Below are 16,263 nucleotides of genomic sequence, written 5' to 3' on the forward strand. Positions count from 1 at the left end.
CGATCGTATCGGCGATGGCGTCGCGACGGCGTCCCTTATCGCCAGCGCACGTCCACGCCCACCAGCAGCGTCCGCCCCGGCGCCGGCTCGTAGTAACGCCCGTTGCCGTCGTTGACGATCACGGAACCGACGACATGCCGGTCCGCGACGTTGTCCACGCGCGCGAACGTGTTCACGCGCCACGGTCCGTCGTCGAAGACGTAGCCACCCGACACGCCGAATAGCGCGTAGCCTGGCGCCGACTCCGTACCGAGGTCGTTGACGGACGTCGAACCCATCGCGCTCATGTCGACGCCGGCCTGCCAGCCGCGATCGGCGCCGTACTTCAGCGCGGCGTAGCCGGTCGAGCGCGGCACGCCGGGAATGCGCGTACCGGCGGCGACCGGCGTGTCGGGCGCGGCGCAGCCGGCCGACACGCAGGTGAGGAACGGTGAGCGGAAGCTGGCCTGGATCCGCGTATAGGCCGCGACCAGGTGCAGGTCGCGCGCGAGCTCGCCATCGAACGAGAGCTCCACGCCCTGCCGGCGCGAGCTGGCGATGTTCTGGTAAGTCGTGCGGCCGCCCAGGTTGGTCGCGACGGCGAGTTCGTCGTCGCTGTCCGCGCGGTAGACCGCGAGGCCCGCCTGGACGCGGTCGGTGGGTCGCAGCTTGATGCCGATCTCCTCGTTCCGCGAATGCGAGGGTTTCAGGTCGAACGCCAGGCCCGCGCCACGATCCGCGCGGTAGCCGAGTTCCGAGAACGTCGGCGTCTCGAAGCCGCGTCCCCAGTTCGCGTAGGCGTGCAGCCAGGGCGCCGCTCGCCAGAGCACGCCGAACACCGGCGTGGTCGCCGAGTACGTCACGCTGCCGCTGTCGTCCGGGTTGCCGGCGGCGACGTAGCGGTCCGTCGAACGGAAGCGGACCTCGCTGTGGCGCGCGCCGCCCATCAGCGTCCAGTCGTCGGCGACTCGCCAGGTGGCCTGGGCGTACTGGTCGAAGTCGAACACGCGGTCGATCTCGTTGCGCCGCTTCGCGCCACGCACGCCGAGCGAGCGGCCCACGAAATTCTCGTAACCCTGCCGATGCTGCGTCTGGTTGTCGTAGGCCAGGCCGGCGGCGATCTCGAACGGCCGGCCGGCGAGCGTGTCGCGCCACGTCCAGCGCGCGTCGCCGCCGCCGTATTCGTTGCCCAGGTCCACCACGCCGCCCGAATTGCCCGGCTGCGATGACTGCGTCGCCACCGGGATCGACAGGTACTGCAACACGCTGCGCCTGCCGTAATAGCCCATCACGCGAAGGCTGTTCGCGTCGTCGAGGCGCTGGTCGTAGATGAGACCGGCCTGTTGCTGGTCCACCGACTTGCGCGTGTCGAACGTGTTCGCGACGGCGGCCACCTGGCGGGGATCGGCCTTGTACTGCGCGCGCGTCAGGCCCAGCGGATCCTGCGCGTCCGGCACGTCGAGGGCGTTGAGGACGAGGGTGAGCTTCGCGTCCTCGTCGATCTTCCAGCCGATCTTCGCGTTGCCCGATTCGCGTCGCGCGGCGCTGTGGTCGCGATAGCCGCTGGTGCGGAAGTGGGTGACGTCGACGTTGTAGTCGACCGGACCTTCGACGCCCCGCGCATTGACCGACGAACGGAAGTTCCCGTTGCTCCCGCCCGCGACGCCGAAGCGCAGCTCCGGCGGCTGCGTGCCGTCGGCGGTGAACAGCTGCACCACGCCGCCCGACGCGTTGCCGTAGAGCGCCGAGAACGGGCCGCGCAGCACTTCGACGCGATCGGCGGAATCGAGATTGAAATGCGACACCTGCCCCTGGCCGTCGGGCATCGTGGCTGGGATGCCGTCCGTGTAGAGCCGCACGCCCCGGATGCCGAAGGTCGAGCGCGCGCCGAAGCCGCGGATCGACACCTGGGCGTCCTGCGCGTAGTTCTGCCGGTCGCGCGCCACGATGCCGGGGATCGCCTGGACGCGTTCCGAGAGGTTCACGTCGAGCGAGCCATCGGGCGGCGTCGCCGCGACATCGATGGCGGCCGGGATGTCGTAAGGCGACTGCTCGCTGCGCGTCGCCGTGACCACGACGGGAGCGAGACGAGCCTCCTGCGCGGCCGCGGCCGTGCAGAGCGCGAGCAGGATGCCGCCGGCGAGGGGACGAAGATGGGGCCGCATGGGGAGTCCTTCCGGGGGAACCCGCATCATCCACGATCCCGCGTCGCGATTCCGTGGGAACGCACGCACGAACCGCGAATACCCTCTTCCGTGGGAGCGGACCTGGCCGCGACAGCTTTTCGCGACACGCTCAGTCCCTGTCGCGCCCCAGCGAAAAGCCGTCGCAGCCAGGTCCGCTCCTACCACCGCGGGGGCATGCTAGCCTTCCCGCCCACCATCCCAACGCATCGGTACGCGCCATGAAGAAGTTCGTCATCGCCAGTGTGATCGGTCTCGCCGTGTCGGTCGGCGCGCAGGCCTTCCAGGCCGACCAGCCCGCCGCGCCCACGGCCCCGGCCAGCGCGGGTGCCGCCAGCGCCGCGCTGATCGACAAGGCAGTCGCGGGCACCTGGCGCACGCCGGCGTTCGTGGCGCGCGACAAGTACCGCCATCCGGCGGAGACCCTGAAGTTCTTCGGCGTCCGTCCGGACATGACGGTGATCGAGATCTATCCGTCGGGCGGCTGGTACACCGAGATCCTCGCGCCGTACCTCAACCCCAACGGCCATTACGTCGCCGCCATCGAGAAGGGCTCGAAGGGCGTGACGGCGATGAAGAACAAGTTCGCGGACAAGCCGGCCCAGTACAAGCTGGCCGAGATCCGCGAGTTCGATCACAAGGCGCCGGACCTCGGCAAGCCCGGCTCGGCGGACATGGTGCTGACCTTCCGCAACGTGCACAACTGGGCCGCGGACGGCACGGCCGAGGCGATGTTCAAGGCGTTCTTCGCGGTGCTCAAGCCCGGCGGCGTCCTCGGTGTCGAAGACCATCGCGCCGACAAGGGCAAGAAGGTCGACGACGTGGTGAACTCGGGTTACCTGCCGACCGATTACGTGATCAAGCTCGCGACCGACGCCGGCTTCCGGCTGGACGGCCAGAGCGAGGTCAACGCCAATCCGAAGGACAACCACGATCATCCGAAGGGCGTGTGGACGCTCCCGCCCGTGCTCGAACTGGGCGAAACGGACAAGGCGAAGTACCAGGCGATCGGCGAGTCGGACCGCATGACCCTGCGCTTCGTGAAGCCTGCTTCCGCGAAATAAGTGCTGCTCGCGTTGAACAAGCCCTTCGGGGTGCTCTGCCAGTTCACCGACGAAGGCGGCCGGCGCACGCTGGCCGACTTCGTGACGCAGAAGGGTGTGTACGCCGCCGGACGGCTGGACCACGACAGCGAAGGCCTTCTGCTGCTGACCGACGACGGCAAGCTGCAGCACCGCCTGGCGGATCCGAAACACAAGCAACCGAAGACGTATGTGGTGCAGGTCGAGGGGACGCCGACGGAGGAAGCGCTCGAACGCCTCCGTCGCGGCGTCACCCTCAACGACGGGCCGACGCTCCCCGCGGGTGTCGAGGCCATCGACGAACCCGACTGGCTATGGCCCCGCGATCCGCCCGTGCGTTTCCGCAAGACGGTGCCGGATGCGTGGTTGCGCATCGTGCTGCGCGAGGGGCGCAATCGGCAGGTGCGGCGCATGACGGCGGCGGTGGGATTGCCGACGTTGCGGCTGATCCGTGAATCGATCGGAGAGTATCGGCTGGACGGGCTGGGCCTGGGCGAAACCCGGCTCCTTCGCTAGCGCGAATCGCCGATACGATCGGCGATTCCGGTTGGACGAACGGTTCACCACTCCGCGACCGACCCATCCGGGTGCCGCCACAGCGGATTGCGCCAGTCGGCGACGTCGCGGTTGCGCTCGATCACCAATGCCTCGTCGACCTCGATACCGAGGCCGGGTGCCGTGAACGGATGCGCGTAGCCGCCCTCGTCGAGCTTCAGGGCGTCCTTGTTCACGACGTAGTCGAGCACTTCGCCGCCGCGGTTGTAGTGGATGCCGATGCTCTGCTCCTGCAGCGTGGCGTTCCAGGCGACGAAGTCGACGTGGAGGCACGACGCGAGCGCGATGGGGCCGAGCGGGCAATGCGGCGCGAAGGCCACGTCGTAGGCTTCGGCCATCGCGGCGAGCTTCACGCATTCGGTGATGCCGCCGGCGTGCGAGAGGTCGGGCTGGATGATGGAGATGCCGCCACGCTCGAGCACGTGCTTGAACTCGAAGCGCGAATACATGCGCTCGCCGGCGGCGATCGGAATCGACGTCTGCGCGGCGATGCGTGGGTAGTACTCGGCCTGTTCCGCCAGCACCGGTTCTTCGATGAAGAGCGGGCGGAAGGGCTCCAGTTCCTTGACCAGCACCTTGGCCATGGGCGCGGACACGCGGCCATGGAAGTCCAGGCCGAACTCGATGGTGTTGCCGAAAGCTTCGCGGATCTCCGCGACACGGGCCACCGCCGCGTCCACGGCCTTGCTCGATCCGATGATGCCCATCTCCTCGCAACCGTTCATCTTGAACGTGTCGAAGCCGTGCGCGAGGCGTTCGCGTATCTGCGCGATGACGTCGGCGGGCCGGTCGCCGCCCACCCAGCAGTACGTCTTCATGCGATCGCGCACGCGGCCGCCGAGCAGCTCGTAGACGGGCGCGCCGAGCGCCTTGCCCTTGATGTCCCACAGCGCCTGGTCGATGCCGGCCATCGCGCTCATGAAGACCGCGCCGCCGCGATAGAAACCGCCGCGGTACATCGTCTGCCAGATGTCGTTGATGCGCGCCGGGTCCTTGCCGATCACGAACTCGGAGAGTTCCTGGACGGCGGCCTCGACGGTGCGCGCCCGGCCTTCGACCACCGGCTCGCCCCAGCCGACGATGCCCTCGTCGGTCTCCATCTTGAGGAACATCCAGCGGGGAGGAACGCGGTACGTGGTGATCCGGGTGACTTTCATGTTCAGACCGAGCGGTAGGCTTTGACGAAGGCGGCGGCGCGCTCGCGCGTGCGCGAGACCGGCTGTCCGGGTTTGTACAGATCGCTGCCGAGTCCCGCGCCGATGCAGCCGGCGTCGAGGTACTGGCCCAGATTGTCGGGCGTGACGCCGCCGACCGCCAGCAGGGGCAAGTCCGGCGGCAGCACCGCGCGGATCGAGCGGATGTACCCCGGGCCCAGGTTGGACGCCGGGAACAGCTTCAGCGACTGGGCTCCCGCGGCCAGGGCCACGAAGGCCTCGCTGGGCGTCGCGAAGCCGATGGACGCGTACATGCCGCGCTTGATGCCCTGGCGTACGACCGCCGCGTCCGTGTTCGGGGTCACCAGCAGATGGCCGCCCAGGTCGGCGACCTCGTCGACGAGTTCCGGGGTGAGCACCGTGCCCGCGCCCACCAGCGCGCGGTCACCCGCCGCCTGCACGGCCAGCGGGATGCTGCGCCGCCAGTCGGGGGAGTTCAGGGGGATCTCGATGGCGTCGAAGCCCTCGGCGATCAGCGCCTCGACGTGGTCGACGGCTTCGTCGGGCGTGATGCCGCGCAGGATCGCGACGAGGGGGAGGGCGGTGGGCCAGGCCATGGGGATCACTCGTGATAGAGCTGGGAACGGCCACCGTCGATGCGGATGTCGGCGGCATTGATGTAACGGGCTTCGTCGGAGGCGAGGAAGAGCGCGGTGTACGCGATTTCTTCCGGTGTCCCGATGCGCTTGTTGGGCAGGATCTCGGTCTGCTTGCGGCGCTCGGCCTCCGGATCCGGCGCCGCGGCGAAGCCGGCCTCGGCGATGGCGGTGAGCACGAGCCCCGGCGAGATCGAATTCACGCGGATGCCGCGCGCGGCGTATTCGATGCCCAGCGCCTTGGTCAGGCCGATCAGGCCGTGCTTCGCCACCGGGTAGGGGAAGCAGTGCGGAATGATCTTGTGGCCGTGCACCGAGGCGATGTTGACGATGCTGCCGCGACCGAGGCCGAGCATGCCCGGCAGCACGGCCTTCGCGCAGTTCCAGGCGCCCTTGAGGTCGACCTCGAAGCAGCGCGTCCATTCGTCGTCGCTCAGGGACAGGGGATCGTTGAAGACGTTGATGCCCGCGTTGTTCACCAGCACGTCGGGCGCGCCGAAACGCTCGGTCGCGGCGTCGACCATCCGCTGGATCGCGTCGGGGTGAGTGACGTCGGCCTCGAAGAGCATGGCCTTGTCGGTGTTCAGTCCCGCGAGCGTCTCGCGTGCCTGCGCGTTGTCCTCGAGCACGTTCAGCACGACCGACGCCCCATGCGCGGCGAAGAGCTTCGCGGTCGCGGCGCCGATGCCCTGCGTGGCACCGGTGACGATGGCGACTTTGCCGGCGAGGCGGGGCAGGGGCGTCGTGCGCGGATCGGGCTGCATGCCGGCGTTCATGCGCGCACCTCGTGGCCGTAGCGGGCTTCGGGAAGGCCGCGGCCACGCGGCGGCGTGCCGATGAAGATGGCGCCGTCGAACGGCTCCACTTCGGCGAGGTATTTGTTGGCTGACGTGATGACCATGCGGTCGAGATCCTTTCCTGCGAAGCTGACGCAGCTGGGCTGCCGCGCCGGAAGATCGATGGTGGCGTCGATGCGGCCGTCCGGCGCATAGCGCACGACGCGCGACGCGCCCCATTCCGCGTTCCAGACGTAGCCCTCGGCGTCGACCGTGGAGCCGTCCGGCTCCATTCCCGCGCGCAGTTCGGCGAACACGCGGATGTTGGCGACGTCGCCCGTGGCGGCATCGTAGTCGCACGCCATGATCTGCGCGGTGGGCGAATCGGTGAAGTACATCGTGCCGCCGTCGGGGCTGAAGCAGATGCTGTTGGTGATGGCGGCCTTCGGCAGCGCCAGGCGATGGAGCCGGCCGTCGTGCGTGAAACGCCAGAACGAGGCGATCTTCGCGGGGCTTCCGTCGTCGTTGCGCGGGCCGGATTCGTTGAGCGTGCCGAAGACGAAGTTGCCGGCGCGGTCGCAGCGCCCGTCGTTGGCGCGCATGCCGGTCAGGTCGGGCTCGATGTCCGCCAGCACCTGCAGCCTGCCGTCCTGCGTATAGAAGCGCGCCACCTGCTTTTCCATGGCCAGCAGCAGCACGCCCGCTTCGTGCGTGAGCGCGAAGCAGCAGACGCGGGCGGGCAACGTGTGTTCGTCGATCTGGCCCGTTTCCGGGTCGTAGGCGTACAGCGTCGACGTGGCGATGTCGGTCCAGCGGACGCGTTGGGTGAGGTCGTCCCAGATCACGCCCTCGGCATGGGCCTGGCGGTGCCCGGACAGCGGTTTGAAGGTATCGGTCATCAGCGGGCCTGTCTGCGGTTCTTGAGCTGGTCCACCAGCACCGCGATCAGCAGGATCGTGCCACGGACGAGGTACTGGTAGAAGGCGTCGATGTTCATGAGGCTCATCGCATTCTGCACGGTGCCCATGATGAGAACGCCAACGATCACGCCGCTGATGCTCGCCCGGCCGCCCATGAGCGACACGCCGCCCAGCACGCAGGCGGAGATCACGTTGAGTTCGAAGCCTTCGCCCGCGTTGGGCTGGCCGCTGGTCATGCGCGAGGCGAGGATGATGCCCGCGAGCGCGGCGATCACGCCCTGGATGAGGAAGATGGCGATGCGCACGCGGTCCACCGCGACGCCGGCGAGGCGCGAGGCATCCGGGTTGCCGCCGATCGCCAGCGTATTGCGGCCGTAGATGGTCTTGTTGAGCAGCACGCCGAAGACGACAAAGCAGGCCAGCGTGACCCAGACCGGCACCGGCAGGCCGAGCACCGAGGCGCTGCCGAGCGTGAAGAAGGCTTCGTTGCTGACGCCCACGGCCTGGCCGTGCGAGCTGATGAAGGCGAGGCCGCGCACGATTTCCATCGTCGCCAGCGTGGTGATCAGGGCGTTGATCTTGAGCTTGGCGATCACCGCGCCGTTGACGAAGCCGACCAGCGCACCCGCGGCGAGGCTCGCCGCGACGCCGATCGCGACGCTGCCGGTGGCATTGGCGACGATGGCGCAGAACACGCCCGCGAAAGCCACGGTCGAACCCACGGAGAGGTCGAAATCGCGCGACGCGAGGCAGAACATCATGGTGCACGACACCATGCCGATCTGCGACACGGACAGCAGCAGGCCGACCATGTTGTCCCACGAGAAGAAGTACTGCACCGAGGCGCTGAGCACCGCGAACAGCGCGATGAAGATCAGGATCAGGCTGTAGTCGTCGACGACCTGCCAGAACAGGGCGCGGCGGCGCGTGGCCGGGGTGTCGCGGGTGGCGCCGATGGCGGCGGCGGAGGACTCGGTCATGGGCTGTCTTACCTGGCAGGCGTGGGGGTGGCGCTGGCGCCTTCGGGGAGGGCGGCGGCGAGGACGTTGGCCTCGTTCGCCTCGTCTCGGCTGAACTGGGCGACGATGCGTCCGCGGCACATGGCGATCACGCGATCGGACACGCCGAGCACTTCCGGCAGTTCGCTCGAGATCATCACCACCGCCACGCCGCGCCCGGCCAGCTCATAGAGCACGTTGTAGATTTCGTTCTTGGCGCCGACGTCGATGCCGCGCGTGGGTTCGTCGACGATCAGCACGCGGAGGTCGCGCTCCGCCAGCCAGCGCGACAGCACGGCCTTCTGCTGGTTGCCGCCGGAGAGCAGGCGGATTTCCTGCCGGCGGTGCGGCGTGCGGATGCGCAGGCGGTCGATGTAACCGTCGGCGGTCTTCGCCTCGACGCGGTCGTTGACGAAGAGCCCGGCGACGAGATGGTTGCGCCGCGCGCTGATGTTGATGTTCTCGGAGACGGAGCGGACGCCGATGATGCCGTCCTCCTTGCGATCCTCCGGGCAGAGCACCAGGCCGTGGCGGATGGCGTCGCGGATCTGCGACGGCTTCACCGGCTGGCCGTCCACGGCGACGTCGCCGGTGAGGCGGCGGTCGGCGCCGTAGATGACGCGCATGATCTCGGAACGGCCCGCGCCGACGAGGCCGAAGAAGCCGACGATCTCGCCCGCCTTCACCTCGAAACTCACCGGTTGCTGCACGGCGCGGCCCGAGACGTTCTTCACGGAAAGGCGGATGTCGCCATGCTCGCGGGGCCGGTAGCCCCAGATGTCGCCGATGTCGCGGCCGACCATGCGCTGCACGAGGGTGTCGCGCGTCACGCCTTCGAGGGTGTCGAAGTCGGCGACCTTGCGGCCGTCGCGGAAGATCGTCGCGGCGTCGCACAGCTCGAAAATCTCGTCGAGGCGGTGCGAGATGTAGATCATCGCCTTGCCCTGCGCGCGGAGGTCGCGCACGAGGCGGAACAGCACCTCGGTCTCGCGATGCGACAGCGAGCTGGTGGGTTCGTCGAGCGCGAGGATCTTCGCGTCGCGCAGGATCGCCTTCACGATCTCGACCATCTGCCGCTGGCCGATCGAGAGTGCCTTGAGCTTCGCGCGCGGATCGAGGTCGACGCCGAGCGCGTCCAGGCGTTCGCGCGTCCACGCCAGCGCGCGGCGCCGGTCGACGAGGCCGAAGCGCGTCGGCAGGCGGCCGAGCAACAGGTTCTCCATCACCGAAAGTTCGGGTACGTACTGAAGTTCCTGGTGGATGACCGCGACGCCCGCGTCGATCGCGTCGGCGGCCTTGCGGAAGTCCATCGCGCGACCGTCGATCGCCACCTCGCCCTCGTCGGGGATGTACTCCCCGCCGAGGATCTTCATCATCGTCGACTTGCCCGCGCCGTTCTCGCCGAGCAGGCCGTGCACGCTGCCGGCGCGCACGCTGAAGCCGACGTCGGAGAGCGCGCGCACGCCCGGGAAGCTCTTCCCGATGTGGCGGAACTCGAGGCGCGGAGCATCCGTCATCGTCAGAGCCCCATTTCCTTGCGCACCTCGGCCGAGTTGGCCTTGGTGATCAGCTGGCCGGTGGTCAGCGTCAGCTGCGGCGGCGCCTTGTCGTTCTTGATCCACTCGTACATGTTCACCGAGGTCTCATAGCCGTGGCGCTTCGGGCTGATCAGCACGCTGCCGAAGAAGCCGGTCGGCTCGCCCTTGGCGAACTCGTTGAGCGCCGAGTTGCTGCCGCCGATGCCCACGCCGATCATGTTGTCGGCACGGAAACCGCGACCCTCGGCGGCACGCACGGCACCCAGCACGGCCTCGTCGTTGAGGCCGAACGCGACCCAGTGCTTGTACTTCGGGTTCTGCGTGATGGCGATGTTCGCGGCGTTGAACGCGTTCTCCGTGTCCGTCTTCGCTTCCGGGGCGTTGACGATGTTGGCGGTCGGGAATCCCGCGGCGGTCAGCGCCGCGATGGCGCCGTCGGTACGCTCCTTCGCGGTGGGCAGCTGGTCGTAGGAGATGCGCAGGGCGCCGGTCTCTTCCGGATTCCAGCCGCGCTTCTTCATCTCGTCCGCGATAGCCTGGCCGACCTGCTCGCCGATCTTCGACGCCGAGATGCCCATGTGCGGGACCGTGTCGATCGCGTTGCCCGAACCGTCGACGAGGCGGTCGTCGACCGTCATGAGCTTCAGGCCGTCCGCTTTCGCCTTGGCGACGATGGACGGGCCCAGCTTCACGTCGGGCGTGCAGATGATGAAGCCCTGCGCATGCTGCGACTTGAGATTGTCGATGGCGGTGAGCACCTGGCCGCCGTCCGGCGCGCCGATCTTCACCAGCGTGAAGCCTTTTTCCTTCGCCGCCTGTTCGGCGTACTTCCATTCGTCCTGGAACCACGGTTCCTCGGGCTGCTTCACGACGAAGCCGATCTTGACCTGGTCGTTGCCGCCCGACGAGCAGGCGGAAAGCGTCAGGGCCAGTGCGAGCACTTTGAGGCCAGTGGCGATCTTGTTCTTCATGCGGTCCCTCCTCTTGGATTCAGTCAGTCGACCAGGCCGCGTTCGCGAGCGACGGCGATGGCGCCGTAGCCCGCGAGGTCGCGTTGGTCGTCGTCGTCCAGCACCGTGACGGTGCCGGAGAAGAAGTCGTCGCCTTCGACCAGGCGGGCGATGGCTTCGCGCAGGATCGGCTTGCCGCTGATGACGAAGCGGGTGCCCGGGCTCATGCGAATGGCGCTGGAATTCTTCAGCGTCAGCAGATCGGAGCCGAGGACGGCACCGAGCAGGAAATTGGCGCGCGCGTTGGCGTCGTACACGGCGAACTGGTCGAGGATGCGCACGCTGAAGCAGGCGCGACCGAGACCGATCTTTTTCGCCGAGTTCGCGCCCGCCAGCAGCATGTCCGTATCGACCTGCTTCGCGAAACCTTCCTTCAGCGACCCCGCGAGGATCGTGTCGTGCGAGATCACGTGCAGCAGTTCGCCGGCGAGCGTGGTGACGCAGCCCTCGATGCGCCGCTTGCCGTCGATGCTGACGAACTTGGAGTGCGAGCCTGGCAGCACGATGACGGTGGGTTCGTCGATGCCGAGGCGCTCCACCAGCGCGAAGGATTCGACCTCCTCGCCGCGCATCATGTCCATCGCCTCGCAGTTGTGCAGGCCGATGTGATCGACGGCGTTGCGCACGCCGGGCACGAACCAGATCGGCTCGCGCCACACGTTGGGCACGAGGCTTTCGCGCATCGCGCCGGCGAGGTCGCCGATGCCGGCGGCGGCGGGTACGTGCGGAATCTCGCAGAGACCCACGTTCGACGTGATCATGCCCGAGGCGATCACGCGGCCGATGTCGGCTTCGCCGAGCGACGCCGTCGCCAGCGCCTCGCCGATCGTCTCGCGCACGCCTTCTTCGAGCTTCGTCTTGCTGCCGGTGATCGCGGTGTCGCGCACGCCGACCTGGCGGGCGGCCTGACCGGCGACGTCGCCGTCCTTCCAGACGGTGACCCGCGTGTTGGTGGTGCCGGTGTCGATCGTGAGGATGTTCATCGATGGTCCGCTCGAAATCGCCCCGGATTCTTGGCGTTGCCTGACAAGGCAGGCAAACTAGAATTTCTTCGGGGTTTCCCCAAGTTTTTTTGAATGAGTCCGCAATGAAGCGCTCGCTACCCCTCCATGCCGTGCGCGTGTTCGAGCTTGCAGCGCAGCATATGAGCTTCACGAAGGCCGGCGAGGAACTCTCGCTGACGGCCGCGGCGGTCAGTGCGCAAGTCAAATTGCTGGAGTCGTATCTCGGCACGCCGTTGTTTGTGCGTAGCAACAATCGACTCTCGCTGACGGCGGCCGGCGAGAACTATTTTCCTCGTATTCGCGACGCGTTTCGTGCACTGCAGCATGCCACGGACCAGCTGATGGGGCAGCGCGACGCCTCGTTGCGGGTCGCCGTTCCCCCGACGTTCGGTACGAAGTGGCTCGTGCCACGGCTCTTCCGGTTCTTCGCGCGGCACCCGGCGATCGCCGTCGAGGTCGTGACCGACGGTGGCGACGAGGGCACGTGGGACCTCTCCGTCGACGATCGCGTCGTCGAAGGTGTGGAGCAGTCCATCCTCGTGGTGAGCGGCTACACGCCGGTGTGCGCGCCATCGCTCGCGGGCGCGCTGCGCGGACCTGAGGATCTCGCCGCGCAGATGCTCCTCCACGAACGCCCGGGGCGTCGCGCGGCCGCGGCGGTCAGCTGGGACCAGTGGTTCGAGCGGGCTGGCGTGGAGCCGGGGCCGGTATCGCGGGAGATGGGGTTCGGCGACGGCACGATGATGCTGCAGGCCGCCATCGAGGGGCAGGGCGTGGCGCTGGCGCAGGAACTGCTCGTGGCCTACGACCTCGCGGCCGGACGCCTGGTGGAGCCGTTCCGCCTTCCGCTACCGCTCCAGCACACGTATTACCTTGCGGTGTCACGCGACGCGGCCGATCGCGAGGAGCTGGCGACGTTCCGCGCATGGCTCACCTCGGAGCTCGCGCCCGCGGCGTGACGATTGTCTACCGAAGGGGGGGGTGGCGCTTCAGCCGCAGTCGCGGGCCGCGCGCTTGCGCCGCCACCAGATCACGCCGAGGGCCAGCAGCGCGCCGGCGATGGCCAGCCATACGCCCGTCTGGCCGCGGTGGATCCACATCGCCAGCCACTCGTGGTTGTGCGCGCCGAAATACCCGAGGTACACCCAGATCGGCACGCTGATGGCGGCCGCCAGTCCATCGAGGAGGAGGAAGCGGAAGAAGCCGACACGATGCGTGGCGCCGGCGGTGATGAACACCGCGGTGCGCATGCCGGGCAGGAACCGCGCGACGAACATCATGCGATTGCCGTAGCGCTCGAATTTCTCCTGCACCTTCGCATAGCGCTCGGGCGTCAGCAGGCGCGCCACGAACCGCCAGCTCATGATCCGGCCGCCGAAATGACGACCGAGCAGGAACATCGTGGAATCGCCCACCAGCACGCCCGCCATGCCGACGCCGACCATGGTGTGGACGTCGCCGTAGCCCAGGCCCGTGATGATGCCGCCGGCCACGAGCGTGATGTCCTCGGGCAGGGGCAGGCCCGCCCCGCAGAGCATCAGCGCGAAGAAGACGGCGAGGTAGCCGTTCCTTCCGAAGAAATCGACGAGGTCGTTGAGCAGGTCCATCAGTGGTGCGCGAAGCCGGCTGGGGCCGGTCCCCTGGAGGTACGAAGTCGGGATGATCCCACGGATCGCGTTACGGCTGCGGTGCGATGCATCATTCGCCATCCATGGGTGCGGGGGTCGCGCGGGCCGCCAGGAGCACGCGAAGTTCGGCTTTTTCGGTGTCGTCGAGCACGCCTTCGCGCGCGCGGGCGATCAGGTACTCGCGACGTTGTGTCGTGGCCTGGCGCTGCATCTGGGCCAGCGCGTCGAGGAATTCGACGCGCTGCATGTCCGCCTCGCCGATCACCTCGGCGGCCATGAGCTTCTGTAACGACGCGTACTCGGGCCGATCCATGAAGTGCTCGACGAGCACGGCCGGGTTGATGCCGGGGCGGGCACGGGCCACGTCGACGAGTTCGGCGAGCAGGCCGACCCCCGGTCGATTCAGGCGCAGGAAGGCGTAGGGCGGCTCGACCTCCTCGGCAAGCGCCGGCTGCGCGAGCAGCAGCGTGATGGCGCTGCGGACGAGGCTGCGCTGCACGTTGGCCGGACGGGCCTGGGCAAGACGGGCATTCGCCTCCGGCTCGGCCTCGAGCACGGCGCGGGCGCCGGTGCGCCGCTGCAGTTCCTGGCCCATCAGGTCGCGGAACGCGCCGTCCGGCAGGCGTGCGATAAGCGGGCGCGCCCGCTCGGCCAGGCGGGCCCGGCCATCGATCTTTGAGGTGTCCACATCGCGGGCCAGTTCCTCGAAGAAGTACTCCGACATCGGCATCGCGTCGGTCATGCGCTTCTCGAAACCCTCCTTGCCTTCCTTGCGGACCAGTGTGTCCGGATCCTCGCCATCGGGCAGGAAGAGGAAGTGCGCCTGGCGGCCGTCGCGCATGCGCGGGAGGATCGACTCGAGCGCACGCCACGCGGCCTGCCGGCCGGCGCGGTCGCCGTCGAAGCAGAAGTAGACGTCGGGAGCGGCGCGGAAGAGGACTTCGGCATGCTCCGGTGTGGTCGCGGTGCCGAGGGTGGCGACGGCAATCGGCAGGCCGGCCTGGTGCAGGGCGATGACGTCCATGTAGCCCTCGACCACCATGATCCGGGTGAGGGTCTGGTTCGCCTGCTTCACCTGCCACAGGGCGAACAGCTCGCGACCCTTGTGGAAAAGCGGGGTTTCCGGCGAATTGAGGTACTTCGGGCTCTGCTCGGACGACAGCACGCGGCCGCCGAAGGCGATCACGCGGCCACGGCGATCGAGGATCGGGAACATGACGCGCTCGCGGAAGCGGTCGTAGCGGTTGCCGCGCTCGTTGCTGGCGACCATGCCGGCCTCGTTGAGCAGCTGGCGTCGCCGGTCGGTGGTGCCGAGGGCCTTGAGCACGCCGTCGAAACCCGCCGGCGCCCAGCCGATGCGGAAGCGCTTCACGATCTCGTCGTCGAGGCCGCGCCGGTCGACGTACGACCGGGCCTCGGCGCTGTTGCCGAGCTCGCGCTGGTAGAAGCTGGCCGCCTCGTCGAGCAGCGTGTAGAGGTCGCTGCGGTCCTCGCGCGGCTTGTCGTCGCGAGCGCCCTCGTAGGGCACCTTCAGGCCGACCGACTGGGCGAGTTCCTCGATGGCGTCGGGGAATTCGAGGCGGTCGTAGTCCATGATGAACTTGATCGCGCTGCCGTGGGCGCCGCAGCCGAAGCAATGGAAGAACTGCTTCTGGGGGCTGACATAGAACGAGGGCGAGCGCTCGTTGTGGAACGGGCAGCAGGCCGTCCACTCGCGCCCCGCCTTCTTCAGCGGGACGCGCCGTTCGATCACGTCGACGATGTCGACGCGGGTCAGGAGCTCATCGATGAAATTGTCGGGGATACGGCCACGCATGAGCCCCCTAGGATGCCACGCATCCGCTTCCGTATGGAGTCTGGCGGACTCGTCAGAACGCCATGTGGAACACGCCGATGACGGCGAGGATCGCGAGCACGAAGAGGATCAGGAAGATGGCGAAGCAGACCTTGGCGATCGTCGCGGCGATCCCCGAGACCCGGCTGAAGCCGAGCGCGCCGGTGACCAGGGCGATGAGGCCGAAGATGATGGCGTACTTGAGCATGGGAGACCTCCGTCGGGCGCCGGAGGAACACCCGCCAGTCGCGTGGGGGAGGATGCGGACGTGAACGTGGGGGTGTCGTGAAAGGGGCAGGTTGCCCCCACCACGGCGAGCCGTTGGTAGGAGCGCGCCCTGCGCGCGACGGCTTTTCGCCGCTGCGCCGAAGCTGGCGCGCCAGCTCGCGGGCACGGCTCCAAAACATGTCGCGCAAGGCGCGCTCCTACGGGCGGATCAGGCCAGCTTCGCCTTCACCTTGCCCGCCACGGCGGCCATGTCGGCGCGGCCGGCGGCCTTTTCCTTGATCAGGGCCACGACCTTGCCCATGTCGCGAGCCGAGGTGGCGCCCGATTCGGCGATGGCGGCGGCGATGATGGCGTCGAGCTCCGCCTCCGACAGCTTGGCGGGGAGGTAGCCGTCGATGATGCCCATCTCGTAGCGTTCGATCGATGCCAGGTCGTCGCGGCCGGCCTTGTCGTACTGCTCGATCGAGTCGCGGCGCTGTTTCTGCATCTTTTCGAGCACGGCGAGCACCTGGGTGTCGTCCAGTTCGATCCGTTCGTCGACTTCACGCTGCTTGATCTGGGCCTGGACCAGGCGGATCACGGCCAGGCGATCCTTTTCCCCGCCCTTCATGGCGGCCTTCATGTCTTCGGTGATCTTTGCCTTGAGGCTCATTTCTTTTCTCCGGGACGACGAAAAGCCGGCTTCACCTTTCGGCAAAGCCGGCTCGGGATTTCCGCC

General features: G+C 68.1%; 16 protein-coding genes. 3 read left to right on the forward strand and 13 right to left on the reverse strand.

Going from position 1 to position 16,263, the window contains the following annotated elements; all coding sequences use genetic code 11:
* Positions 1-35: 35 nt before the first annotated feature.
* Positions 36-2,144 carry a TonB-dependent receptor family protein gene (locus BMW54_RS11485; protein WP_090056036.1) on the reverse strand — a complete coding sequence of 703 codons (2,109 nt, stop codon included), beginning with the start codon at positions 2,142-2,144 and terminating at the stop codon, positions 36-38.
* A gap of 239 nt (positions 2,145-2,383) precedes the next feature.
* Here BMW54_RS11485 and BMW54_RS11490 point away from each other — a divergent pair, with 239 nt between their 5' ends.
* Positions 2,384-3,226: a class I SAM-dependent methyltransferase gene (locus BMW54_RS11490; protein ID WP_090056039.1), complete on the forward strand. Its 843-nt coding sequence runs from the start codon at positions 2,384-2,386 to the stop codon at positions 3,224-3,226.
* Entirely contained in the window at positions 3,227-3,760 is a 534-nt protein-coding gene (locus BMW54_RS11495; RefSeq protein WP_090056041.1) for a pseudouridine synthase, read from the forward strand.
* A 44-nt stretch (positions 3,761-3,804) separates the two neighbouring features.
* On the opposite strand, the gene dgoD is transcribed toward BMW54_RS11495, so the two are convergent.
* The 8 genes from dgoD to BMW54_RS11535 are packed head-to-tail and all read right to left on the reverse strand — an operon-like array spanning position 3,805 to position 11,834.
* Positions 3,805-4,956 (reverse strand): galactonate dehydratase, encoded by a 1,152-nt coding sequence (dgoD, locus tag BMW54_RS11500; RefSeq protein WP_090056044.1) that lies wholly within the window; start codon positions 4,954-4,956, stop codon positions 3,805-3,807.
* A gap of 2 nt (positions 4,957-4,958) precedes the next feature.
* Positions 4,959-5,570 (reverse strand): 2-dehydro-3-deoxy-6-phosphogalactonate aldolase, encoded by a 612-nt coding sequence (locus BMW54_RS11505; protein ID WP_090056046.1) that lies wholly within the window; start codon positions 5,568-5,570, stop codon positions 4,959-4,961.
* Between the two features lie 5 nt (positions 5,571-5,575).
* Positions 5,576-6,385, reverse strand: a complete 810-nt coding sequence (locus BMW54_RS11510) for an SDR family oxidoreductase (RefSeq protein ID WP_254779300.1) — start codon at positions 6,383-6,385, stop codon at positions 5,576-5,578.
* Positions 6,382-7,284 (reverse strand): SMP-30/gluconolactonase/LRE family protein, encoded by a 903-nt coding sequence (locus BMW54_RS11515; RefSeq protein ID WP_090056049.1) that lies wholly within the window; start codon positions 7,282-7,284, stop codon positions 6,382-6,384. Before BMW54_RS11515 ends, BMW54_RS11510 begins: the two co-directional genes overlap by 4 nt.
* Positions 7,284-8,285 carry an L-arabinose ABC transporter permease AraH gene (gene araH / locus BMW54_RS11520; RefSeq protein ID WP_090056051.1) on the reverse strand — a complete coding sequence of 334 codons (1,002 nt, stop codon included), beginning with the start codon at positions 8,283-8,285 and terminating at the stop codon, positions 7,284-7,286. Before araH ends, BMW54_RS11515 begins: the two co-directional genes overlap by 1 nt.
* 8 nt (positions 8,286-8,293) lie before the next feature.
* The gene (araG, locus tag BMW54_RS11525) at positions 8,294-9,820 is read right to left on the reverse strand and encodes an L-arabinose ABC transporter ATP-binding protein AraG (protein WP_090056052.1); all 1,527 of its coding nucleotides are present in this window, start codon (positions 9,818-9,820) and stop codon (positions 8,294-8,296) included.
* Positions 9,821-9,822: 2 nt separating this feature from the next.
* On the reverse strand, positions 9,823-10,812 hold the full coding sequence (locus BMW54_RS11530) for an arabinose ABC transporter substrate-binding protein (protein WP_090056055.1): 990 nt from the start codon (positions 10,810-10,812) through the stop codon (positions 9,823-9,825).
* Between the two features lie 23 nt (positions 10,813-10,835).
* Positions 10,836-11,834, reverse strand: a complete 999-nt coding sequence (locus tag BMW54_RS11535) for a 2-dehydro-3-deoxygalactonokinase (RefSeq protein ID WP_090056057.1) — start codon at positions 11,832-11,834, stop codon at positions 10,836-10,838.
* Positions 11,835-11,938: 104 nt separating this feature from the next.
* Between BMW54_RS11535 and BMW54_RS11540 the strand changes: the two genes are divergently transcribed.
* Positions 11,939-12,814 (forward strand): LysR substrate-binding domain-containing protein, encoded by an 876-nt coding sequence (locus BMW54_RS11540; protein WP_090056059.1) that lies wholly within the window; start codon positions 11,939-11,941, stop codon positions 12,812-12,814.
* A gap of 30 nt (positions 12,815-12,844) precedes the next feature.
* On the opposite strand, the gene BMW54_RS11545 is transcribed toward BMW54_RS11540, so the two are convergent.
* The 4 genes from BMW54_RS11545 to BMW54_RS11560 all read right to left on the reverse strand — a co-directional run bounded on the left by BMW54_RS11545 (position 12,845) and on the right by BMW54_RS11560 (position 16,197).
* Complete coding sequence (locus BMW54_RS11545) at positions 12,845-13,462, reverse strand: DedA family protein (protein ID WP_090056061.1); 618 nt, start codon at positions 13,460-13,462, stop codon at positions 12,845-12,847.
* A 91-nt stretch (positions 13,463-13,553) separates the two neighbouring features.
* Positions 13,554-15,299 carry a DNA primase gene (gene dnaG / locus BMW54_RS11550; RefSeq protein ID WP_090056064.1) on the reverse strand — a complete coding sequence of 582 codons (1,746 nt, stop codon included), beginning with the start codon at positions 15,297-15,299 and terminating at the stop codon, positions 13,554-13,556.
* 52 nt (positions 15,300-15,351) lie between these two features.
* Positions 15,352-15,525 carry a DUF1328 domain-containing protein gene (locus BMW54_RS11555; RefSeq protein ID WP_090056066.1) on the reverse strand — a complete coding sequence of 58 codons (174 nt, stop codon included), beginning with the start codon at positions 15,523-15,525 and terminating at the stop codon, positions 15,352-15,354.
* 228 nt (positions 15,526-15,753) lie between these two features.
* Complete coding sequence (locus BMW54_RS11560) at positions 15,754-16,197, reverse strand: GatB/YqeY domain-containing protein (RefSeq protein ID WP_090056068.1); 444 nt, start codon at positions 16,195-16,197, stop codon at positions 15,754-15,756.
* Positions 16,198-16,263: the final 66 nt, after the last annotated feature.

The organism is Luteibacter sp. 329MFSha, from assembly GCF_900111665.1.
Lineage (GTDB): Bacteria > Pseudomonadota > Gammaproteobacteria > Xanthomonadales > Rhodanobacteraceae > Luteibacter.